This window comes from Pseudomonas sp. MEJ086 (genome assembly GCF_030209025.1).
In the GTDB taxonomy this organism is placed as follows: Bacteria; Pseudomonadota; Gammaproteobacteria; order Pseudomonadales; family Pseudomonadaceae; genus Aquipseudomonas; species Aquipseudomonas fulva_A.
The window spans coordinates 55,254-77,063 of sequence record NZ_JARVSV010000003.1 but is presented as its reverse complement, the minus strand read 5'-3'; the positions used below and the strand labels follow the sequence as shown (position 1 = coordinate 77,063).

Annotated in this window: 26 protein-coding genes and 1 tRNA gene; 19 read left to right on the top strand and 8 right to left on the bottom strand. The window is 61.6% G+C overall.

Annotation, left to right across the window (positions count from 1 at the left end):
* Positions 1-15 precede the first annotated feature (15 nt).
* From QRN22_RS01295 to QRN22_RS01280, 4 genes are all read right to left on the bottom strand, one after another.
* The gene (locus tag QRN22_RS01295; RefSeq protein ID WP_042555275.1) at positions 16-432 is read right to left on the bottom strand and encodes a hypothetical protein; all 417 of its coding nucleotides are present in this window, start codon (positions 430-432) and stop codon (positions 16-18) included.
* An 8-nt stretch (positions 433-440) separates the two neighbouring features.
* A complete protein-coding gene (locus QRN22_RS01290) occupies positions 441-860 on the bottom strand; it encodes a DNA polymerase III subunit chi (RefSeq protein ID WP_042555276.1) in 420 nt (139 codons plus the stop codon).
* Positions 861-927: 67 nt separating this feature from the next.
* Positions 928-2,427, bottom strand: coding sequence for a leucyl aminopeptidase (locus QRN22_RS01285; RefSeq protein ID WP_042555277.1), 1,500 nt, complete (start codon positions 2,425-2,427; stop codon positions 928-930).
* 280 nt (positions 2,428-2,707) lie between these two features.
* Positions 2,708-2,872 carry a hypothetical protein gene (locus QRN22_RS01280; protein ID WP_156152757.1) on the bottom strand — a complete coding sequence of 55 codons (165 nt, stop codon included), beginning with the start codon at positions 2,870-2,872 and terminating at the stop codon, positions 2,708-2,710.
* Between QRN22_RS01280 and QRN22_RS01275 the strand changes: the two genes are divergently transcribed.
* The 3 genes from QRN22_RS01275 (at position 2,871) to lptG (ending at position 5,791) form a co-directional block, all read left to right on the top strand.
* The gene (locus tag QRN22_RS01275) at positions 2,871-3,305 is read left to right on the top strand and encodes a GNAT family N-acetyltransferase (RefSeq protein WP_082045842.1); all 435 of its coding nucleotides are present in this window, start codon (positions 2,871-2,873) and stop codon (positions 3,303-3,305) included. The two genes, QRN22_RS01280 and QRN22_RS01275, sit on opposite strands and share 2 nt — an antisense overlap.
* A 319-nt stretch (positions 3,306-3,624) precedes the next feature.
* Complete coding sequence (gene lptF, locus QRN22_RS01270; RefSeq protein WP_042555280.1) at positions 3,625-4,737, top strand: LPS export ABC transporter permease LptF; 1,113 nt, start codon at positions 3,625-3,627, stop codon at positions 4,735-4,737.
* The gene (lptG, locus tag QRN22_RS01265) at positions 4,730-5,791 is read left to right on the top strand and encodes an LPS export ABC transporter permease LptG (protein ID WP_042555281.1); all 1,062 of its coding nucleotides are present in this window, start codon (positions 4,730-4,732) and stop codon (positions 5,789-5,791) included. The genes lptF and lptG overlap by 8 nt, the downstream gene beginning before the upstream one ends.
* A gap of 111 nt (positions 5,792-5,902) precedes the next feature.
* Here the strand turns inward: lptG and QRN22_RS01260 are convergent, their stop codons facing one another.
* From QRN22_RS01260 to QRN22_RS01250, 3 genes are all read right to left on the bottom strand, one after another.
* A complete protein-coding gene (locus tag QRN22_RS01260; protein ID WP_042555282.1) occupies positions 5,903-6,397 on the bottom strand; it encodes an RDD family protein in 495 nt (164 codons plus the stop codon).
* A gap of 91 nt (positions 6,398-6,488) precedes the next feature.
* Positions 6,489-6,701 carry a cold-shock protein gene (locus tag QRN22_RS01255; protein WP_010486675.1) on the bottom strand — a complete coding sequence of 71 codons (213 nt, stop codon included), beginning with the start codon at positions 6,699-6,701 and terminating at the stop codon, positions 6,489-6,491.
* A gap of 346 nt (positions 6,702-7,047) precedes the next feature.
* Positions 7,048-7,132, bottom strand: a tRNA-Leu gene (locus QRN22_RS01250).
* A 113-nt stretch (positions 7,133-7,245) separates the two neighbouring features.
* Here QRN22_RS01250 and queA point away from each other — a divergent pair.
* The 6 genes from queA to QRN22_RS01220 all read left to right on the top strand — a co-directional run bounded on the left by queA (position 7,246) and on the right by QRN22_RS01220 (position 13,483).
* Positions 7,246-8,295 (top strand): tRNA preQ1(34) S-adenosylmethionine ribosyltransferase-isomerase QueA, encoded by a 1,050-nt coding sequence (queA, locus tag QRN22_RS01245; protein ID WP_042555359.1) that lies wholly within the window; start codon positions 7,246-7,248, stop codon positions 8,293-8,295.
* Between the two features lie 14 nt (positions 8,296-8,309).
* Positions 8,310-9,425, top strand: coding sequence for a tRNA guanosine(34) transglycosylase Tgt (tgt, locus tag QRN22_RS01240; protein WP_197077041.1), 1,116 nt, complete (start codon positions 8,310-8,312; stop codon positions 9,423-9,425).
* Between the two features lie 39 nt (positions 9,426-9,464).
* Positions 9,465-9,800 (top strand): preprotein translocase subunit YajC, encoded by a 336-nt coding sequence (yajC, locus tag QRN22_RS01235; protein ID WP_042555284.1) that lies wholly within the window; start codon positions 9,465-9,467, stop codon positions 9,798-9,800.
* Positions 9,801-10,013: 213 nt separating this feature from the next.
* A complete protein-coding gene (secD, locus tag QRN22_RS01230) occupies positions 10,014-11,882 on the top strand; it encodes a protein translocase subunit SecD (protein WP_042555285.1) in 1,869 nt (622 codons plus the stop codon).
* Positions 11,883-11,891: 9 nt separating this feature from the next.
* Positions 11,892-12,812, top strand: a complete 921-nt coding sequence (gene secF, locus QRN22_RS01225) for a protein translocase subunit SecF (protein ID WP_042555286.1) — start codon at positions 11,892-11,894, stop codon at positions 12,810-12,812.
* A 125-nt stretch (positions 12,813-12,937) separates the two neighbouring features.
* Positions 12,938-13,483 (top strand): glycine zipper 2TM domain-containing protein, encoded by a 546-nt coding sequence (locus QRN22_RS01220; protein ID WP_042555287.1) that lies wholly within the window; start codon positions 12,938-12,940, stop codon positions 13,481-13,483.
* Positions 13,484-13,580: 97 nt separating this feature from the next.
* Here QRN22_RS01220 and suhB read toward each other — a convergent pair whose 3' ends face one another.
* Entirely contained in the window at positions 13,581-14,396 is an 816-nt protein-coding gene (gene suhB, locus QRN22_RS01215) for a type III secretion system regulator SuhB (RefSeq protein WP_042555288.1), read from the bottom strand.
* 128 nt (positions 14,397-14,524) lie between these two features.
* Here suhB and trmJ point away from each other — a divergent pair, with 128 nt between their 5' ends.
* The 10 genes from trmJ (at position 14,525) to iscX (ending at position 21,768) form a co-directional block, all read left to right on the top strand.
* The gene (gene trmJ, locus QRN22_RS01210; protein ID WP_042555289.1) at positions 14,525-15,319 is read left to right on the top strand and encodes a tRNA (cytosine(32)/uridine(32)-2'-O)-methyltransferase TrmJ; all 795 of its coding nucleotides are present in this window, start codon (positions 14,525-14,527) and stop codon (positions 15,317-15,319) included.
* Positions 15,312-16,091, top strand: coding sequence for a serine O-acetyltransferase (cysE, locus tag QRN22_RS01205; protein ID WP_042555290.1), 780 nt, complete (start codon positions 15,312-15,314; stop codon positions 16,089-16,091). Before trmJ ends, cysE begins: the two co-directional genes overlap by 8 nt.
* A gap of 148 nt (positions 16,092-16,239) precedes the next feature.
* Positions 16,240-16,737: a Fe-S cluster assembly transcriptional regulator IscR gene (gene iscR / locus QRN22_RS01200; protein WP_042555291.1), complete on the top strand. Its 498-nt coding sequence runs from the start codon at positions 16,240-16,242 to the stop codon at positions 16,735-16,737.
* Between the two features lie 43 nt (positions 16,738-16,780).
* Positions 16,781-17,995 (top strand): IscS subfamily cysteine desulfurase, encoded by a 1,215-nt coding sequence (locus QRN22_RS01195; RefSeq protein WP_042555292.1) that lies wholly within the window; start codon positions 16,781-16,783, stop codon positions 17,993-17,995.
* Positions 17,996-18,037: 42 nt separating this feature from the next.
* A complete protein-coding gene (iscU, locus tag QRN22_RS01190) occupies positions 18,038-18,424 on the top strand; it encodes a Fe-S cluster assembly scaffold IscU (protein ID WP_002552476.1) in 387 nt (128 codons plus the stop codon).
* Between the two features lie 12 nt (positions 18,425-18,436).
* Positions 18,437-18,760 carry an iron-sulfur cluster assembly protein IscA gene (iscA, locus tag QRN22_RS01185; protein WP_042555293.1) on the top strand — a complete coding sequence of 108 codons (324 nt, stop codon included), beginning with the start codon at positions 18,437-18,439 and terminating at the stop codon, positions 18,758-18,760.
* The gene (gene hscB / locus QRN22_RS01180) at positions 18,760-19,287 is read left to right on the top strand and encodes a co-chaperone HscB (protein WP_042555294.1); all 528 of its coding nucleotides are present in this window, start codon (positions 18,760-18,762) and stop codon (positions 19,285-19,287) included. The genes iscA and hscB overlap by 1 nt, the downstream gene beginning before the upstream one ends.
* 54 nt (positions 19,288-19,341) lie before the next feature.
* Complete coding sequence (hscA, locus tag QRN22_RS01175; protein ID WP_042555295.1) at positions 19,342-21,207, top strand: Fe-S protein assembly chaperone HscA; 1,866 nt, start codon at positions 19,342-19,344, stop codon at positions 21,205-21,207.
* A gap of 3 nt (positions 21,208-21,210) precedes the next feature.
* Complete coding sequence (fdx, locus tag QRN22_RS01170; protein WP_042555296.1) at positions 21,211-21,552, top strand: ISC system 2Fe-2S type ferredoxin; 342 nt, start codon at positions 21,211-21,213, stop codon at positions 21,550-21,552.
* Positions 21,553-21,567: 15 nt separating this feature from the next.
* On the top strand, positions 21,568-21,768 hold the full coding sequence (iscX, locus tag QRN22_RS01165) for a Fe-S cluster assembly protein IscX (protein ID WP_042555297.1): 201 nt from the start codon (positions 21,568-21,570) through the stop codon (positions 21,766-21,768).
* The last annotated feature ends 42 nt before the right edge of the window (positions 21,769-21,810 follow it).

The window sequence follows — 21,810 nt, the reverse complement described above, 5'->3', positions numbered from 1 at the left end:
GCCGCAGCTTTCGGGCTATTTGCGCGGTGGCAGCAGACGATGCAGGCGAGCCTGCAGGCGGCGTTTGAGCTCGGCTTCGATCTGCGGCACGAAGTCGTCGATCACGTCCTGCAGCAGCAACTGGGCGGCGGCGCGCAGTTCGCTGTCCAGACGGTTGATCTCGTTGTCCCGGCCAATGGCGCGTTGCACCGTCTGGCGCAGCTCGTCTTCCGAGGCCATGCCGGCAGTTCTGCCAGTGGCTGCCACTGGCTGCGAGCTGGGTGCAGGCGAATGCGCGGCAGCAGGAACCACATCGGAGAGCAGCGGAATATCGTCGGGATCGAATTTTTCGGTCAGCAAGGGCGGATCGAGGTCATCATCCAGCAGTTCGCGAATCGATTCGAGATCGGTCAGCAAGGCGCCGGGCTTGTGCGGTGGGTTCAGGTTGTCCATGGGGGAATTTACAGTTCGACACGTTTGGGATCATAGCCCCGTTGACGGTAGCTGCGGAAATTCTCCCGGCAGGCGGTCAGCAGGTCGGGTTCCTGGTTGACGATCTCGATCACTCGACTGAAATGCTCGATGTGTGGGCTGAGCGTACTGCCCAGGTTGATCAGCACGCCCTGAGTCGCCTCGGGCGCCTCGTCGACACCGATCACGATGGGCGATTTCGGGTCGTCCTGATGCAGATCGTGGGGAATGAAGCTTTCCTGGCGAGCCCGCCAGAGCAGCTCGTCGAGCTCGCTGCATTGGGCCGCGTCGCTGCCACGCAGGAACACCGGCAAGCCATGACGCCAGGCCTTGCCGGCAAGCTGACAGGCCGCGCGCAGGCGCTCGGCCGTGGTGCTCGACGACAGTACGTAGAATTCTATTCGGGGCATGTAAGGTATCCGCAGACAGCCATCAGGCCGTGCGCCGCCAGCCAGCGGCGCACGGCTCAGGCTGCTATCAGCGCTGCTCCTGCGGTACGCGATCGAGCAGGTACTGGGTCAGCAGGGGGACTGGGCGGCCAGTGGCGCCCTTGTCCTTGCCGCCACTGATCCAGGCCGTACCGGCGATGTCCAGGTGGGCCCAGCGGTAGCTCTTGGCGAAGCGCGACAGGAAGCAGCCCGCGGTGATGGTGCCGGCCTTGGGGCCGCCGATATTGGCGATGTCGGCAAACGGGCTGTCCAGTTGCTCCTGGTATTCGTCGTACAACGGCAACTGCCAGGCGCGATCATCGGCGTGGCGGCCTGCAGCGAGAATCTCGCCAACCAGGTCGTCATCGTTGCCCATCAGGCCGGACACATTGCTGCCCAGGGCGACGATGCAGGCGCCGGTGAGGGTGGCGATATCGATCACCGCCTGCGGCTTGAAGCGTTCCGCGTAGGTCAGTGTGTCGCACAGCACCAGACGGCCTTCGGCGTCGGTGTTGAGGATTTCCACGGTCTGCCCACTCATGGTGGTGACGATATCGCCAGGGCGGGTGGCACCGCCGCTGGGCATGTTCTCGGCACAGGCGAACAGGCATACCAGGTTGATCGGCAGCTGCAGCTCCAGCACGGCGCGCAGGGTACCGAACACGCTGGCGGCGCCGCACATGTCGTATTTCATCTCGTCCATGCTGGCGGCGGGTTTGATGCTGATGCCGCCGGTATCGAAGGTGATGCCTTTACCGACCAGTACGTAGGGCTTGTCGCCCTTCTTCGCGCCCTGATAATTGAGCACGATCATCCGCGGTGGCTGATCGCTGCCCTGGGCGACGGCGAGGAAAGCGCCCGCGCCGAGCGCCTGCAGCTTCTTCTCGTCGAGGATGTCGACCTTGAGGTTCTTGTGCGCCTTGACCAGTGCCTTGGCTTGCTCGGCCAGGTAGCTGGGGTGGCAGATGTTCGGCGGCAGATTGCCCAGGTCCTTGGTCAGCGCCATGCCGATGGCGATGGCGCGAGCCTCGGTGGTCGCGCGCTCGACGTCGGCGACACTGGCCTTGTCGGTGATCAGGGTGATTTTCTTCAGCGCGCCAGGCGTGGCCTTCTGGCTCTTGAAACGGTCGAACTGGTAGCCAGCGTCTGCCAGGCTTTCCACCAGCAGACGAGCCTTGCCGTAGGCGTCGCGGCTCTTCACCTGGACATCCTGCAGGGCGAACAGGGCGTCGCTGCCACCGAGGTTCTTCAGTACCCCGTAGACGGCCGCGATCAGTTTGCGCAACTGGCGGTCGGAGAGCTCGGCGTCCTTGCCGGTGCCGACCAGCAGCACCCGCTCTGCCTTGAGATTCGGCAGGCTGTGGGCCAGCAGCGTCTGGCCAGGCTTGCCAGCCAGGTCGCCGCGCTTGAGCAGGGCACTGATCGCGCCGCCGCTGGCAGCATCCACCGCTTTGGCAGTGGCACCGAGGATTGCACCTTCACCGACTGGAATGACCAGCGTGGCGGTTTTCAATGTTTCCGGGCGAGCGCTTTTGACAATAAATTCCATGCGTGGTGTCCCCAAGACAACGAGTCGCGAATGCAGGATGATTTACGGCGGTTCTGCTAACGGCCTCCGTTCAAAGGCGCGTTGGTGACCGACAGACTAGCTGTACCTGCCGTACCGATCGACAGCTTAGTCAGTTCTGACCAGCCCCCTTCATGATTGATCCATCGAGCCGAGGCGCCCCAGGCACCTCTGGCGTTGCCCGGCAGGTTCGTTTGCCGGGCAGGTAGTCGCTTGCATGCGTCGAGGTATCGTACAGGCGGCGCTGGCGGATGCCCAGCCTTCAGGGCTGCTCGATCGCCACCCGGTCGTGCCGCCCGGTCACGGTTGCCGGTACCCGTGGCAGGGTGAAAAGTGCCTGCGCGAGGCTATCGCTGGCGCCGGCCTTCACCTTTTTCATCGCCTTCGATAGCGTGTGAATCCAGCTCACTGCCCAGGTCAAATCCATGATCGCCATTCGACCCATGACAATCGCCGATCATGAGGCATTGATGCACCTCATGAAACATACGCCAGGGGTGTCGTTGCGAGACGCGGACTCACTCGAGGCAACGGCAAGGTATCTGCTGCGAAACCCCGGCCTGAGTTTCGTTGCCGAGCACGGGGCGGTCATCTGCGGGTGCGTCATGTGCGGACACGACGGGCGTCGTGGTTATCTCCAGCATCTGCTGGTAATTCCTGAGTACCGTCATCGGGGAATCGCCAGCAGGCTTGTGGAAAGCTGCATTCTCGGTCTCGAAAGCCTTGGCATACGCAAGTGTCATCTGGATGTATTGAAGGACAATGAGGCCGCAGCCGGCTATTGGGTCAGTCAGGGGTGGCAACTGCGCCGTGACATCGATCGATACTCCTTTACCCGGCCAGGGGATGAAAATGCCTGACGACAATGCTTTCGCGCTCTTCGCTCGCTGCCCATGACCTGCGCGTGCACCGTCTCCTGCGTTCGCGCCTGGCGGCGATGTTGATGGGGGTGTGAGCGTCGTTGCTCCGCGTTTCGTGCGTTGGGCAATGGGCGTATTCGAACGGATCGCACCCGCTTGCGGTCTAGAAATGGCGCGCCCATGTTCCTCAGTGACACGCCGATCCAATCGCAGGATAATGGCGACAATTTTTTCGCGGGTTCGCCTAATACGCGTACCGGCATGCAGTGCGGCGGGTTCGAGCGCCGCCGCCTGAGCCTGACAACCCTGGAGTGTCTGTTTGATCGTCTTCCGATATTTGTCCCGAGAGGTTCTGGTTACCTTGAGTGCGGTCAGTGCCGTGCTGCTGGTGATCATCATGAGTGGCCGCTTCATCAAGTACCTGGCCCAGGCGGCTCAGGGGATACTCGATCCGAGCGTGCTGTTCCTGATCATGGGCTTTCGTCTGCCCGGCTTTCTGCAACTGATTCTGCCGCTGGGGCTATTCCTCGGTTTCCTGCTCGCTTACGGGCGTCTGTACCTGGACAGCGAGATGACCGTGCTGTCGGCAACCGGCATGAGCCAGCAGCGGCTGTTCGTCTACAGCCTGGCACCGGCTACCGTGGTGGCGCTGCTGGTTGCCTGGTTGAGCATGGGGCTGGCGCCTCAGGGCGTTTCCCAGGTGGCCAAGATCTTCAACGAGCAGGACGCGCTGACCGAGTTCGATACGCTGGTGCCGGGGCGCTTCCAGTCCATGCGCAATGGTTCGCGGGTCACCTACACCCAGGAACTGTCGGAAGATCGCACCGAACTGGGTGGTATCTTCATCTCCGACAAGCGTTTGTCCCGCGCTGGTGACAAGGAGCGCGGCATCACCGTGCTGGTGGCCGAAAATGGTCGTCAGGAAGTGCAGAGCGACGGCAGCCGTTACCTGATTCTGGAAAATGGCTATCGCTATGACGGCAATCCGGGGCAGGCCGATTACCGCGTCGTGCAGTACGACACCTACGGTGTGCTGCTGCCCAAGCCTTCGGTGACCGCAGATATCAGCGAGCGCGAAGCCATACCGACCTCGCAGCTGTTCGGCAGCGACGAGCCGCGTCTGCAGTCCGAATTGCAGTGGCGCCTATCCATTCCATTGCTGGTGTTCATCGTCACCCTGATGGCGGTGCCGCTGTCTCGGGTCAATCCGCGTCAGGGTCGCTTCCTCAAGTTGCTCCCGGCGATTCTGTTGTACATGACCTACCTCGGTTTGCTGGTAGCGGCACGCAGTGCGCTGGACAAAGGGCGCATTCCGCCAGCAGTCGGCCTGTGGGGCGTGCACCTGTTGTTCCTGGTGATCGGTCTGGCCCTGCTGTATTGGGAGCCGATGCGCCTGAAGCTGGTAAGTCGTCGGGAGATCGCTCGTGGTTAAGCTGGATCGTTACATTGGCGCGCAGGTGCTGTTCGCCATTCTGGCTGTGCTCGGCATCATCGTCGGCCTGGCTCTGCTGTTCGCCTTCATCGACGAGCTGGGCGATATAGAAGGTAACTACAGCCTTGGCGATGCCCTGTGGTACGTCTTCCTCACGGCGCCGCGGCGTATCTACGACATGCTGCCCATGGCTGCACTGGTGGGCTGTCTGATCGGTCTGGGTACCCTGGCGAGCAACAGCGAACTGACCATCATGCGTGCCGCTGGCGTGTCCATCGGGCGCATCGTCTGGGGCGTGATGAAGCCGATGCTGGCGCTAATGCTGGTCGGCATCCTGATCGGTGAGTACGTCGCCCCCTGGAGCGAGAACCAGGCTCAGGCCGGTCGTGCCATGGCGCAAGGCGGTGGTGAGGCGCAAACGTCCAAGCGTGGCATGTGGCATCGCCAGGGCCAGGAGTTCGTGCATATCAACGCCGTACAGCCCGATGGCGTGTTGTTCGGTGTGACGCGCTACCGATTCGATGATCAGCGTCGCCTGGAGTCGTCCAGCTTCGCTCGTCGCGCAACCTATGAAGGCAGCTACTGGCAGCTGGAAGATGTGGCGACCACCCAGTTCCACGAGCGCAGGACCGAAGTGGTCAGCGTGCCGAGCGAGCGCTGGGATATCGAACTCAATCCGCAGTTGCTCGGCACCGTGGTGCTGGAGCCTGAGGCGCTGTCGGTCAGCGGCCTGTGGCGTTACATTCACTACCTGAAAGAGCAGGGGCTGAACAATGGCCAATACTGGCTGGCGTTCTGGACCAAGGTGCTGCAGCCGCTGGTGACCGCGGCGCTGGTGCTGATGGCGATTTCCTTCATCTTCGGGCCGCTGCGCTCGGTCACGCTCGGTCAGCGTGTGTTCACCGGTGTGCTGGTCGGCTTCGTGTTCCGTATCGCACAGGATCTGCTCGGTCCGTCGAGCCTGGTATTCGGCTTCTCGCCGCTGTTCGCGGTGCTGATCCCGGCTGGCATCTGCGCGGTGGCAGGCTTCTGGCTGCTGCGCCGCGCAGGCTGATCGGTCGCGTCTTCTCCCGGCTCGCGGGAGAGGGCGCGGTAGCACCCTTGGCGTTTGCTCTTCTCTTCAGGCAGGCATTCACGGTGGTGGAGGCCGGTCGTTCTGCTCTCGCTATTCGCGATGCGCGTTCTTCGGCAGTTGCACGGTAAGGCTGTCCGAATAGCGGTCGTGCCAGCTGAGTCTGCGTTTGTCGAAAAGTATCCACAGGTAGCCCAGCCCAAGGGTCAGCCCTGAAGCGATGGCGACCAGAAAGCGCAGCAATGCCTGCCACAGGCTGATCGCCGTGCCGTCTGCATTCTGTACACGTATACCCCAGACCTGCATGCCCAGCGTCTGGCCGTTGTGCGTCCAGAACTTGGCGAAGAAACCGAACAGGCTGAACAGCAACAGGGTGGATAGCAGGGGATCGCCGTCCAGCGCTCCGGCCTCTGACCATTGGCGTAACTGCGCTTCGCCATAGATGGCCATCTGAATCAGCTTGTAGATGAAGGTGACGACGATCAGCAGGGCAATGCACAGAAAACTGTCGTAAAGCACCGCAGCCAGGCGGCGGCCCAGGCCGGCTGCGGGGAAGTCACCTTGCGGGCGCAGTGCATGTTTCGGCATGGAGGGCTCGTGATGTGGGTAGGGCAGGGCATACTAAATTGCAGGCATAAAAAAACCCCTGATATGCATCAGGGGTTTTTCAGACAGCGGCTTATTCCTGGACTTGAACCTGGTCAGCCTGCATGCCTTTTTGACCTTGTACAGCGACGAAGCTAACTTTTTGGCCTTCTTTCAGGCTCTTGAAGCCGTTACCTTCGATAGCGCGGAAGTGTACGAACAGATCCGGACCGCTTTCTGGAGTGATAAAACCAAAACCTTTCTCGTCGTTAAACCACTTGACGGTACCGTTCTGACGATTCGACATGTCTCTTTTCCTTGGAACTAGAGTTGATGACAGCCTCCATGTGTAGAGGACTGAAGACTGGTTGCAAGGAGTGTTGGAAGTCGAACGGGATGTAGCGGATCTTGAGCGATCTACTGCATCAGGTCACGATTCTCGGCGACCCATGCAAACACAGTGACTGAACTCTACGCTAACTCTGAAGCAAATGCCAACCCCTCGGGCACGCATAATCCCACGCAAGATTCGTGAGGCTTTAAGGCGAGTTCCGAGTTGGTTTTTTATAATGGCTAATTGATTGCGCGAAGAGGAGTCACGCAGCACAGCTTTGGTGCGAACTGTCACAAGTAGGTAACAGTTGAAGGATATATGGTGCCCCGGGGGAGACTCGAACTCCCACTTCTTTCGAAAACGGATTTTGAATCCGCCGCGTCTACCGGTTCCGCCACCGGGGCACAATGGCGGCGCAGTATAGGGAGCAAGTTGCCATTGGTCAATGCACTTGCGTGGTCACCGTGTAGGAATTCCGGTAAGCTGCTCCGCCCTGCAAGACGACACCTTTTCCACCATGCGCGTTGCCGACTTTCATTTCGAACTGCCAGATGAGCAGATCGCCCGCCACCCCCTTGCCGAACGCCGTGCCAGCCGCCTGCTGATTCTCGACGGTGCCAGTGGCGCACTCGCGCATCGGCATTTCGCCGACCTGCTCGAGTACCTGCGCCCGGGTGACCTGATGGTGTTCAACAACACCCGCGTGATTCCGGCGCGGCTGTTCGGCCAGAAGGCGTCCGGTGGCAAGCTCGAGGTGCTGATCGAACGCGTGCTCGACGAGCATCGCGTGCTGGCCCATGTGCGTTCCAGCAAGTCGCCCAAGCCGGGCTCGACGATTGTCATCGAGGGTGGCGCTCAGGCGCAGATGGTCGCGCGTCACGATGCGCTGTTCGAACTGCGTTTCGACGAGGCGGTGTTGCCGCTGCTCGAGCGGGTCGGGCATATGCCGTTGCCTCCTTATATAGACAGGGCGGATGAAGATGCGGATCGCGAGCGCTATCAGACCGTCTATGCGCAGAAGGCCGGTGCCGTGGCGGCGCCTACCGCAGGCCTGCATTTCGACGACGAGTTGCTGGCGGCCTTGCGCGAGAGGGGCGTCGAGAGTGCCTTCGTCACGCTGCACGTCGGCGCAGGAACCTTTCAGCCGGTGCGTGTGGAGCGTATCGAAGATCATCACATGCACAGCGAGTGGCTGGAGGTCGGTCAGGACGTTGTCGACGCCGTCCAGGCGTGCCGCGCCCGCGGCGGTCGCGTCGTTGCCGTGGGCACGACCAGCGTCCGCTCGCTGGAAAGCGCAGCCCGCGATGGCGAGCTGAAACCCTTCAGTGGTGATACCGACATATTCATCTATCCTGGTCGGCCCTTCCACGTGGTCGATGCCCTGGTGACCAACTTCCATCTGCCCGAGTCGACCCTGCTGATGCTGGTATCGGCTTTCGCCGGCTATGCGGAAACTATGGCGGCCTACGCTCAGGCGGTGGCCGAGGGGTATCGCTTCTTCAGTTACGGTGATGCCATGTTCATCACCCGCAATCCCGCGCCACGCGGGCCCGAGGATCACCTATGACGCGCAGCTGCCGCATGTCCTTCGAACTGCTGGCCACCGATGGCAAGGCCCGTCGTGGTCGCCTGACTTTCCCCCGTGGCGTGGTCGAGACCCCGGCCTTCATGCCGGTTGGCACCTACGGCACGGTAAAAGGCATGTTGCCGCGCGATATCGAAGCCATCGGTGCGCAGATCATCCTCGGCAATACCTTTCACCTGTGGCTGCGCCCGGGTACCGAAGTCATCAAGCGTCATGGCGACCTGCATGACTTCATGCAGTGGCAGGGGCCGATCCTCACCGACTCGGGCGGCTTCCAGGTGTTCAGTCTGGGGGCGATGCGCAAGATCAAGGAGGAAGGCGTGACCTTCGCCTCGCCGGTCGACGGTTCCAAGGTGTTCATGGGTCCGGAAGAGTCGATGCAGGTGCAGCGCGATCTGGGGTCAGACATCGTGATGATCTTCGACGAGTGCACGCCGTATCCCGCCGAGTTCGATGTGGCCAAGACCTCAATGGAGCTGTCGCTGCGCTGGGCCAAGCGCTCCAAGCTCGCCCATGGTGACAGCACCGCGGCGCTGTTCGGTATCGTTCAGGGGGGCATGCACGAGTCGCTGCGCATGCGTTCGCTGGAGGGCTTGAGCGCGCTGGATTTCGACGGCCTGGCCATCGGCGGGTTGTCGGTCGGCGAGCCGAAGGAAGAGATGATCAAGGTGCTGGATTATCTGCCGGGGCAGATGCCCAGCGACAAGCCACGTTACCTGATGGGCGTCGGCAAGCCGGAAGATCTGGTCGAAGGCGTGCGCCGTGGTGTGGATATGTTCGACTGCGTGATGCCGACGCGCAATGCGCGCAACGGCCACCTTTTCATCGACACCGGCGTGCTGAAAATCCGCAATGCGTTTCACCGTCACGATGACTCGCCGCTGGATCCGACCTGCGACTGTTACACCTGCAAACACTTCTCGCGCGCCTATCTGCACCATTTGGATAAGTGCGGCGAAATGCTCGGCAGCATGTTGAATACAATCCACAACTTGCGTCATTACCAGCGCCTTATGGCTGGTTTGCGCGAGGCAATTCAACAGGGTACATTGGCCGCCTTTGTCGATGCCTTCTACGCCCGGCGCGGTCTGCCAACGCCGCCGCTGGATTGATGATTCGATGGCTAAAAGAACTTTTAACAGGAGTGTCAAATGAGCTTTTTTATTCCCGCTGCCTACGCTGATGCCGCTGGCGCAGCTGCCGGCCCGGCTGGTTCCGGTTTCGAGTGGATCTTCCTGGTCGGCTTCCTGGTCATCTTCTACCTGATGATCTGGCGCCCTCAGGCCAAACGTGCCAAAGAGCACAAGAACCTGCTCGGCAATCTGCAGAAGGGTGACGAGGTGGTGACCTCCGGTGGCATCGCCGGCAAGGTTTCCAAGGTCAGCGACGATTTCGTGGTGATCGAAGTGTCCGATACCGTCGAACTGAAGATCCAGAAAGGTGCCATCGCAGCAACCCTGCCTAAGGGCACGCTGAAAGCCATCTGATGACGGTTGAAAAACTACCTGCGTTGCCATCGCTGCGTTAAAACAAGCTCGGAATGCTCATGTACCAAAGTACGCTCCGCTTCCTCGCCGGTTTTTGCCTTGCGCTGGCTGCCTCGCCTACGTTTTTCAGCGGTTTGTTGACTATCTGTTCCAGTTTTATCCATCCCGCGGGGCGCAGATTGCGCCCCGCGTCATAAGCGGGCGGCGTCATTCATGCTCAACAAATACCCTCTGTGGAAATACCTGCTGATCGCAGCCGTACTCGGCATCAGCCTGATTTATTCCGCACCCAATCTCTACCCCGATGATCCGGCCATTCAGGTCAGCGGGGCCAGCTCGGCACAGACCATCGAGCAAGCCGATCTGGATCGCGTCAGCAAGGCGCTGACCGATGCCGGTATCGAGGTCAAGGCATCGAGCGTTGCCGAGCAGGGCCGTAGCGGCCTGCTGCGTCTGACCAAGCAGAGCGACCAGCTGCCGGCCAAGGATGTCGTGCGCAAGACGCTCGGCGACAACTATGTAGTGGCTCTCAACCTGGCTCAGACCACTCCCGACTGGCTGCGTAATCTGGGCGCGAGCCCGATGAAGCTCGGCCTCGACCTGTCCGGTGGTGTGCACTTCCTGCTCGAAGTCGACATGGACAAGGCGCTGGACGTGCGTCGCCAGGTCTATGAAGGCGAGCTCAAGAGCCTGCTGCGCAAGGAGCGCGTGCGCTATCGCAGCATGCCGCAGCAGGGTGGCGCCATCCAGCTTGGCTTCGCTGACAGCGAAACCCTGGAAAAGGCCCAGCAGCTGATCCGCAAGGATTTCAACGATTTCGAATTGAATGCCCAGGAACGTGGCGGCCAGCAAGTGCTGCGCGTAACCATGACGGCAGCCAAGATCGCCGAGATTCGCGAATACTCGATCCGCCAGAACCTGACCACCGTGCGTAACCGGGTCAACGAACTGGGCGTCGCCGAGCCGCTGGTCCAGCGTCAGGGTGCCAACCGCATCGTGGTCGAGCTGCCAGGCGTGCAGGACACTGCCGAAGCCAAGCGTATTCTCGGCAAGACCGCCAACCTCGAGTTCCGTCTCGCCGCCGATCCGAATGCGCCGCGTGGCACTACCGAGCAGTTCGGCTTCCGTGAGGAAGGCCGTCCGCCGGTGCAGCTCGAGCGTGAGCTGATCATCACCGGTGATCAGGTCACCGACGCCCAGGCCAGCTTCGACGAAAACGGCCGCCCGCAGGTGAATATCCGTCTGGATGGTCACGGCGGCGACCTGATGAACCGGGCTACCCGCAGCAACGTCGGGCGCAGCATGGCGGTGATCTTCATCGAGCAGCGTCCGCTGACCCGCTATGTGAAGCAGATGGTCGACGGCGTCGAGCAGGAAGTGCAGGTCGATTCCTTCAAGGAAGAGAAGCAGATCATCAGCCTGGCGACCATCCAGTCGCCGCTCGGTAGCCAGTTCCGCATCACCGGCCTGAACGGCCAGGGCGAGTCGTCCGAGCTGGCGCTGCTGCTGCGCGCCGGTGGTCTGGCTGCGCCGATGTACTTCGCTGAAGAGCGCACCATCGGCCCGAGCCTGGGGGCCGAGAACATCGTCAAGGGTATCGAGTCCACCGAGTGGGCCATGATCTTCGTGTCGCTGTTCATGATCGCCATCTACCGTTTCTTCGGTGTTCTGGCGACCGTGGCGCTGGCGTTCAACCTGGTGCTGCTGGTGGGGCTGATGTCGGTAATCGGCGCGACCCTGACCCTGCCGGGTATCGCCGGTATCGTGCTGACCCTGGGCATGGCGGTCGACGCCAACGTGTTGATCTACTCACGGATACGTGAGGAGCTGAACAACGGCCTGTCGGTACAGCGGGCGATCCACGAAGGTTTCGACCGTGCCTACTCGGCGATTCTCGACAGTAACCTGACCACGCTGCTGGTCGGTGCCATCCTGTTCGCGCTGGGTACCGGGCCGATCAAGGGCTTCGCCGTGACGCTGTCGATCGGGATCATCACCTCGATGTTCACCGCGATCATGTTCACCCGAGGGATGGTCAACCTGATCTTCGGTGGCCGTAACTTCAAGAAACTGTGGATCTGAGGTGAGGCTATGAGACTTCCATCCCGCATTCCGTTCATGGCGATACGCAACATCGCGTTCGCCGTAACCGTGGTCATCAGCCTTATTGGTCTTGGTAGCCTGTTCAAGCATGGCCTCAACTTTGGCCTGGATTTCACCGGCGGTACGCTGATCGAGCTGACCTACGAGCAGCCGGCCGACCTGGAACTGATCAAGCGCGAGCTGGGTCAGGCAGGTTACCCGGATGCCGTGGTGCAGAGCTTCGGTTCCACCACTGACGTGCTGGTGCGCATGGCTGGCGATTCGGCCGATCTTGGCAACGAAGTAGCTGCCGCGCTGCGCAAGATCGACGTCGATACCTCGTTCGAGGTCAAGCGCGTCGAGTTCGTCGGCCCGCAGGTGGGTGAGGAGCTGCGTGACCAGGGTGGCCTGGCCATGCTTCTGGCGCTTGGCGGCATCCTGCTGTACCTGGCCTTCCGCTTCCAGTGGAAGTTCGGTCTGGGTGCCGTGGCCTCGCTGGCCCATGACGTGATCGTTACCCTGGGCATCCTGGCGTTCTTCCAGGTGCCGTTCGACCTGACGGTGATGGCGGCCGTGCTGGCGATGCTGGGTTACTCGCTGAACGACACCATCATCATCTATGACCGTATCCGCGAGAACTTCCGGGTACTGCGCAAGGCCGACATCATCGAGAACATCGACGTGTCGGTTACCCAGACCCTGCTGCGCACCATCGCCACGTCGACATCGACCGCCATGGCGCTGGTCGCGCTGCTGGTGTTCGGTGGTGACAGCCTCGCAGGCTTCGCCCTGACGCTGCTGATCGGTGTGTTCGTGGGTACCTACTCCTCGATCTACATCAGTGCTCCGGTACTGATCTGGCTGAAGCTGTCCTCCGAGGATCTGATTCCTCCGGTGGCCACTGCAGAGGGTGCCGACGAGCGTCCCTGAGGTGTGATGCACTGCTCTGTTCGCAGTGGATAAAGGCGGGCGACAAGGGAACTTGTCGCCCGTTTTGCGTTTCCAAGGCAGGGAGTAAAGCGCAATGGCGCTGCAGTTGTGATCAGGAGGTTCGCATGAACAAGTCGTTGTTGGTTGGAGCTGTGTTAGGTGCTGTTGGTGTCACTGCAGGTGGCGCTGTCGCGACCTACAGTTTGGTCGGCGGCGGCCCTCAGTACGCCGAAGTCCTGGCGGTCAAGCCGGTGACTGAAACCATCAAGACCCCGCGTGAAGAGTGCAAGGACGTGGCCGTTACTCGCCAGCGCCCCGTTCAGGATCAGCATCAGATCGCAGGTACCGCCATCGGTGCCGTGGTCGGCGGTCTGCTCGGCAATCAGGTGGGTGGTGGCAATGGCAAGAAGATCGCTACCGTGGCCGGCGCCGTGGGTGGTGGTTACGCAGGCAACAAGGTGCAGGAAGGTATGCAGAGCCGCGATACCTATACCACCACCGAGACGCGCTGCAAGACCGTCACCGACTCCAGCGACAAGATCGTTGGCTATGACGTGAAATACGATCTGGATGGCAAGATCGGCAAGGTGCGCATGGATGAAGAGCCCGGTAGCAAGATCCCGGTGCGCGACGGCAAGCTGGTGCTGGCCGGTTCCGAGGCGGACGAATAGTTCGCATCGGCTAGATGCACGAAAGGCGCTCTCGGGAGCGCCTTTTTTATGGGCAATAAAAAACCGGCGCCAGGCCGGTTTTTCATGGGTGCAGCTATTAGCGCTTGAGCGATGCCGAAAGATGCGGCTGGATCGCGGTCAGCACTGCCTTGAAGCACTTGGTGTTGCCGGCGACGATCTGACCCTTCTCGAGGAATTCATGACCACCGCTGAAGTCGCTGACCAGGCCGCCTGCTTCCTGAATCAGCAGGGCGCCAGCTGCCATGTCCCACTCGGACAGGCCGAATTCCCAGAAGGCGTCGAAACGGCCCGCGGCTACATAGGCCAGGTCCAGGCTGGCAGCGCCGGCGCGGCGTACGCCTGCGGTCTGGCCGACCAGGCTGCGGAACATGCCCAGGTAGTTTTCCAGGTTGTCCAGCTGGCTGTCGCGGAACGGGAAGCCGGTGCCCAGCAGGGCGCCGTCCAGGCTCTTGCGATTGCTGACGCGCAGGCGGCGGCCGTTCAGGGCGGCGCCACGGCCACGGCTCGCGGTGAATTCCTCCTGGCGTACCGGATCGATGATCACGGCGTGCTCGAGGCGGCCGCGGTATTTGCAGGCCACGCTCACGGCGAAGTGCGGCACGCCGCGGATGAAGTTGGTGGTGCCGTCGAGTGGATCGATGATCCACTGATAGTCGGCGCCGTCACCGCTGCCTTCGAGCAGGCCGCCCTCTTCGCCGAGGAAGCTGTGGGTCGGGTACGCCTTGCGCAGGGCCTGGACGATCATCAGCTCGGCAGAGCGATCGATCTCGGTCACGTAGTCCTTGGCGTCCTTTTCATCTACGGAGATGACGTCCAGGCGTTCGATTGAGCGGAAGATCATTTCACCGGCGCTACGGGCTGCGCGCAGCGCGATATTCAGCATGGGCTGCATGGAAGTTCACCTGGGGTCGTAATAAAGCCGGCCATTCTAGCAGAAAAGCCTGTCGCTTGAAGTGCCGTCCGTGTCCTGCGTGGCATAAAGCAGGGGGCTTCTGTAAGATTTGTCACCTTATTTATCCGATGCGGGCGTCTCCCTTGCTGCAGAACATTCGAGTGGTACTGGTCAGCACCAGTCATCCCGGCAACATCGGTGGGGCGGCTCGCGCCATGAAGAACATGGGGCTGTCGCGGCTGGTGCTGGTCGAGCCGCGGCAGTTTCCGAGCGAAGAGGCGGTGGCCCGAGCGTCCGGCGCTACTGATATTCTCGATTCTGCCCTGGTGGTTTCGAGTCTCGAAGATGCCTTGGTCGGTTGCAGCCTGGTATTCGGCACCAGTGCCCGTGAGCGACGCATACCCTGGCCGCTGATCGATCCGCGCGAGTGTGGCGTGGCGGCTGTGGAAAAAGCTGCTGCCGGCGGCGAGGTGGCGCTGGTGTTCGGTCGCGAACACGCCGGCCTGACCAACGAAGAGCTGCAGCGCTGTCACTTTCACGTGCACATCCCGTCCGACCCCGCGTTCAGTTCGCTGAACCTGGCGGCCGCCGTGCAGGTGCTGACCTACGAGGCGCGCATGGCCGCCCTGGCGCTGGAAAATGCGCCCCTTGTGGCGCCTCGTCAGGAGGTTGCTGCCGATGAGGGTGAGCAACCGGTGACCGCTGACGAGATGGAGTCCTTCTATGGGCACCTCGAGAAATCGTTGGTGGAAATCGGTTTTTTGGACCCGGTCAATCCGCGCCATCTGATGAGTCGCCTGCGTCGTCTGTACGGCCGCAGTGGCGTGACCAGGCTGGAAATGAACATCTTGCGCGGCGTGTTGACGGAAACGCTCAAGGCGGCGCGCGGCGAGCACCATAAGCGGGGAAAGACTGATGTTTGAGCGCATGCGGGAAGATATCCAGGGTGTTTTTCATCGTGATCCGGCGGCGCGCAATGCGTTCGAAGTGGTCACCTGTTACCCCGGGTTGCATGCGGTTTGGCTGCATCGTGCCGCGCATGGGTTATGGGTGTCCGGTTGGAAATGGCTGGCGCGCAGTGTGTCGAACTTCAGTCGCTGGCTGACCGGTATCGAGATTCACCCGGGTGCGGTGATCGGCCGGCGTTTCTTCATCGATCACGGTATGGGCATCGTCATCGGTGAAACCGCGGAGATCGGGGACGACGTGACGCTCTATCAGGGCGTGACCCTGGGCGGCACCAGCTGGAACAAGGGCAAGCGCCACCCGACGCTCGAAGATGGCGTGGTGGTGGGCGCTGGCGCCAAGGTGCTCGGTCCGTTCACGGTCGGTGCCGGTGCCAAGATCGGTTCCAACGCAGTGGTCACCAAGGCGGTGCCGGCTGGTGCGACGGCGGTGGGTATCCCCGCCAAGATCATCGTCAAGGACGATGACGGGCTCGAGGCGCAGCGCCGGGCCATCGCCGACAAACTGGGTTTCGATGCCTACGGCGTCAGTCAGGACATGCCCGATCCGGTGGCGCGGGCGATCGCGCAGCTGCTCGATCACCTGCATGCGGTCGACAATCGCCTGGAAGGCATGTGTGAGGCGCTCGGTGCGCTGGGTAGTGACTACCGTGCCAAGGATCTGCCGGAACTGCGTGCCGAGGACTTCGACGGTGTCTGCAAGGGGCAGGGCGACAAGCCTGCCGCCTGATGCGTGGCGGGCGTAGCTTTGCTATGATCCGCCGCCATTCCGGGCGTGCAAGGCGCCTAAATCCGAGTGTTTTGGTAGGTCTTATAGTTGACTTAAATACTCGGGAATAGGATAATTGCGCCACATTGTGATTCCTTGGTAACCCTTCATGCGACTGACTACCAAAGGCCGATACGCCGTGACTGCCATGCTCGATCTCGCGCTGCATGCGCAGAACGGGCCGGTATCCCTCGCCGATATCTCCGAGCGCCAGGGTATTTCTCTCTCCTATCTCGAGCAGCTGTTCGCCAAGCTTCGCCGTGGGAGTCTGGTATCCAGCGTGCGTGGTCCGGGTGGCGGCTATCAGCTGTCGCGCAACATGCAGGGTATCCAGGTCGCTGAAGTGATCGACGCGGTCAACGAATCCGTCGACGCCACCCGTTGCCAGGGGCAGGGCGGTTGTCACTCCGGCGACATCTGCCTGACCCATCACCTGTGGTGTGATCTGAGCCAGCAGATCCACGAGTTCCTCAGCGGCATCAGCCTGGCCGATCTGGTCACGCGCCGCGAGGTGCAGGAAGTCGCCCAGCGCCAGGATCAGCGCCGCTGCAACAACAATGGCAGGGCACACCTTCTGGATAAGATTGAAGCGTCCACCGTCGATTGAGCACGCAAGGCGCCGGCCTGATACCTGATTAGGAGATACCGAAATGAAATTGCCGATCTACATGGACTACTCCGCGACAACGCCGGTCGATCCTCGCGTTGCGCAAAAAATGATCGAATGCCTGACCAACGAAGGCAACTTCGGCAACCCGGCTTCGCGCTCTCACGTGTTCGGCTGGAAAGCCGAAGAAGCGGTAGAGAATGCCCGCCGTCAGGTTGCCGAACTGGTCAACGCCGATCCTCGCGAGATCGTCTGGACCTCCGGTGCCACCGAGTCCGACAACCTCGCGATCAAGGGCGTGGCCAGCTTCTACGCAAGCAAGGGCAAGCACCTGATCACCTCGAAGATCGAGCACAAAGCGGTGCTCGACACCATGCGTCAGCTCGAGCGTGAAGGCTTCGAAGTCACCTACATCGAGCCCGGCGAAGATGGCCTGATCACCCCGGCCATGGTCGAGGCGGCGCTGCGTGAAGACACCATTCTGGTGTCGATCATGCACGTCAACAACGAAATCGGTACCGTCAACGACATCGCAGCGATCGGTGAGCTGCTGCGCGCCCGTGGCGTGTTCTTTCACGTCGATGCCGCCCAGTCGACCGGCAAGGTGGAAATCGACCTGCAAACGCTCAAGGTCGACTTGATGGCCTTCTCGGCGCACAAGACCTACGGTCCGAAAGGGGTCGGCGCGCTTTACGTACGCCGCAAGCCACGCATCCGTCTGGAAGCTCAGACCCACGGTGGCGGCCACGAACGCGGCATGCGTTCCGGCACCCTGGCGACCCACCAGTGCGTCGGCATGGGCGAAGCCTTCCGTATCGCCAAGGAAGAAATGGCTGCAGAGAACGCCAAGGTGCTGGCCCTGCGCGACCGTTTCTTCAAGCAGGTCGACGGCCTGGAAGAGCTGTACATCAATGGCAGCATGACTGCCCGTGTACCGCACAACCTGAATCTCAGTTTCAACTACGTCGAAGGCGAGTCGCTGATCATGGCCCTCAAGGACCTGGCGGTATCGTCCGGTTCGGCCTGTACCTCGGCCTCCCTGGAGCCTTCCTACGTGCTGCGCGCCCTGGGCCGTAACGACGAATTGGCACACAGCTCCATTCGATTCACCTTCGGTCGTTTCACCACCGAAGAAGAAGTCGATTACGCCGCGGAGAAAGTACGCGAGGCAGTCACCAAGCTGCGCGAACTGTCGCCGCTCTGGGATATGTTCAAAGAAGGTGTCGACATTTCCAAGGTGGAATGGGCAGCACACTAAAAGCTGCCGGTGAGCGGCGCCTGATGAAAGAGGATTGATAACATGGCTTACAGCGAAAAGGTCATCGACCACTACGAGAACCCGCGCAACGTCGGCAAGATGAACGCGGAAGATCCTGACGTCGGCACCGGCATGGTCGGCGCGCCGGCCTGCGGCGACGTGATGCGTCTGCAGATCAAGGTCAACGAGCAGGGCGTCATCGAAGACGCCAAGTTCAAGACCTACGGCTGTGGCTCCGCCATCGCCTCCAGCTCCCTGGCCACCGAGTGGATGAAGGGCAAGACGCTGGACGAGGCAGAGACCATCAAGAATACCCAGCTCGCCGAAGAGCTGGCTCTGCCACCCGTGAAGATTCACTGCTCGGTGCTCGCCGAGGACGCCATCAAGGCGGCCGTGCGCGACTACAAGCAGAAGAAAGGTTTGCTCTAAGGAGGTTTGTCGATGGCCATCAGCATGACTCAAGCCGCTGCCCAGCATATCCGTCGTTCGCTCGACGGTCGTGGCAAGGGTGAGGGTATCCGCCTGGGTGTACGCACCACCGGCTGTTCCGGTCTGGCTTACGTGTTGGAGTTCGTCGACGAAACCGCCGGCGAAGACCAGGTGTTCGAGAGCCATGGCGTGAAGGTGATCATCGATCCCAAAAGCCTGGTTTACCTCGACGGCACCGAGCTCGATTTCGTCAAGGAAGGGTTGAACGAAGGCTTCAAGTTCAACAACCCGAACGTCCGTGGCGAATGTGGCTGTGGCGAAAGCTTCAACATCTGATGAACAGTTCCGGTCCCTGCCATTTCGCCCTGTTCGAGTTGCAGCCGAGCTTTCGTCTGGATCTCGATCAGTTGGCGGCTCGTTACCGCGAGTTGGCTCGTAGCGTGCACCCCGATCGTTTCGCCGACGCTTCCGAGCGCGAGCAGCGCCTGGCGCTGGAACGCTCGGCGAGCCTCAACGAGGCCTACCGCACGCTCAAGAGCGACTCGCAGCGGGCTCGTTATCTGCTGGCGATGCGTGGCCCCGAGCTGCCGCTGGAAGTCACCGTGCAGGATCCCGATTTCCTGATGCAGCAGATGCAGTGGCGTGAAGAGCTCGAAGAGTTGCAGGACGAGGCCGACCTGGCTGGTGTTGCCGCTTTCAAGGGCCGCCTGAAGATCGCCCAGCAGGAGCTGAACGAACGTTTCGCCGAGGCTTGGGAGGACAATGCGCGCCGAGAAGAGGCTGAACGCCTGATGCGCCGCATGCAGTTCCTCGACAAGCTTTCCCACGAGGTGCGCCAGCTGGAAGAGCGCCTCGACGATTAATGCTCGTACGGCTGCCGTGGCCGTGCCTGATACCCAGATAAGCACCGACTACCTATGGCTTTATTGCAGATTGCTGAGCCCGGACAGAGCCCACAACCACACCAGCGTCGTCTGGCTGTAGGGATCGACCTGGGCACCACCAATTCCCTGGTCGCTGCCGTGCGCAGCGGCGTCAGCGAGCCGCTGCCGGACACTGAAGGGCGCCTGATTCTGCCCTCGGCCGTGCGTTATCACGCCGATCGCGTCGAGGTCGGTGAAACGGCCCGCCGTGACGCCGCCAGCGACCCCTTCAACAGCATCCTGTCGGTCAAGCGCCTGATGGGCCGCGGCCTTTCCGATGTGAAGCAATTGGGTGAGCAACTGCCTTACCGCTTCGTCGCCGGCGAGTCGCACATGCCCTTCATCGACACCGTGCAAGGGCTGAAAAGCCCGGTTGAAGTGTCCGCCGACATCCTTCGGGTATTGCGTCAGCGTGCCGAGTCGACCCTGGGTGGCGAGCTGGTGGGCGCGGTGATCACCGTGCCGGCCTATTTCGACGATTCCCAGCGTCAGGCCACCAAGGATGCTGCGCGTCTGGCCGGTCTGAGCGTGCTGCGCCTGCTCAACGAGCCCACCGCCGCTGCGGTCGCCTATGGCCTCGACCAGAACGCCGAAGGCGTGGTGGCGATCTACGACCTGGGCGGCGGCACCTTCGATATCTCCATCCTGCGCCTGACCGGTGGCGTGTTCGAGGTGCTGGCCACCGGTGGCGACAGTGCGCTGGGTGGTGACGATTTCGATCACGCCATCGCCGGCTGGATCGTCGAGCAGGCTGGGCTGTCCGCCGATATCGAGCCGGGTGCCCAGCGCAGCCTGCTGCAGACCGCCTGTGCCGCCAAGGAAGCGCTGACCGCTGCCGAGAGCGTCGAGGTCGTGCATGGCGATTGGCGCGGCGTGCTGTCCCGTACCGATTTCCAGGCGCTGATCGAGCCCATGGTGGCGCGCAGCCTGAAGGCCTGCCGTCGCGCCGTGCGTGATTCCGGTGTCGAAGTCGAAGACGTCGGTGCCGTGGTCATGGTTGGCGGCTCGACCCGGGTGCCGCGTGTGCGCGAAGCGGTTGGCGAGCTGTTCGGCCGTCAGCCGCTGACCGATATCGACCCCGATCAGGTTGTCGCCATCGGTGCGGCGATCCAGGCCGATGCCCTGGCTGGCAATCGCCGTGCAGACGGCGAAGAATTGCTTCTGCTGGACGTCATCCCGTTGTCCCTGGGGCTGGAAACCATGGGCGGGCTGATGGAGAAGGTGATTCCGCGCAACACCACGATTCCAGTGGCCCGTGCACAGGAATTCACTACCTACAAAGATGGCCAGAGCGCCATGATGATCCACGTGCTGCAGGGTGAGCGCGAACTGATCAGCGATTGCCGGTCCCTGGCGCGCTTCGAGCTGCGTGGCATCCCGCCCATGGTGGCTGGCGCGGCGAAGATCCGCGTGACCTTCCAGGTGGACGCCGACGGTCTGCTCAGCGTAAGTGCCCGCGAGCTGGCTTCGGGCGTCGAAGCCAGTATCCAGGTCAAGCCGTCCTACGGCCTTACCGATGGTGAGGTGGCGCGCATGCTGAAGGACTCCTTCCAGCACGCCGGTGGTGACAAGGCCGCCCGCGCGTTGCGCGAGCAGCAGGTTGACGCCCAGCGTCTGATCGAGGCGGTCGAGGCTGCCCTGCAGGTCGATGGCGAGCGTCTGCTGGATGCCGAGGAGCGCATGGTGATCGACCTGCAGATGCAGGAATTACGTGATTTGTTGACCGGTACCGATGGCGTGGCCATCGAGCAGCAGACCAAACGTCTGTCGCAAGTGACCGATGCTTTTGCAGCCCGCCGCATGGACCTGACGGTGAAAGCCGCGCTGGCCGGGCGCAACCTGAATGAGATCGAGGAATAACTGATGCCTCAGGTAATTTTTCTGCCCCACGAGAAATTCTGTCCGGAAGGGCTGGTGGTTGAGGCTCAGCCTGGTACTTCCATTCTGGAGCTGGCCCACGAGCACCATATCGAGATGGAAAGCGCCTGTGGCGGCGTGTGTGCCTGCACCACCTGCCACTGCGTCGTGCGTGAAGGTTTCGATTCGCTGAACGAAGCCGACGAGCTCGAAGAGGATTACCTCGACAAGGCCTGGGGGCTGGAAGCTCAGTCGCGTCTCGCCTGTCAGGCTATCGTTGGTGAAGAAGACATCACCGTCGAAATTCCCAAGTATTCGCTCAACCACGCCGCCGAAGCGCCGCACTGATCAGGAAGCCCACGCATGAGCCTGAAATGGGTTGATGTTCTCGAAATCGCCATCCAGCTCGCCGACGGCAAGCCGGATGTGGATCCCCGTTACGTGAATTTCGTCCAGCTGCATCGCTGGGTGGTAGAGCTGCCGGAATTTTCCGACGACCCGCAACGCGGCGGCGAAAAGGTGCTCGAAGCCATTCAGGCGGCCTGGATCGAAGAGGCGCAATGACCCGTCAGGGCGGCTTCGGTCGACCCCGGCGTGCAGGGTGGA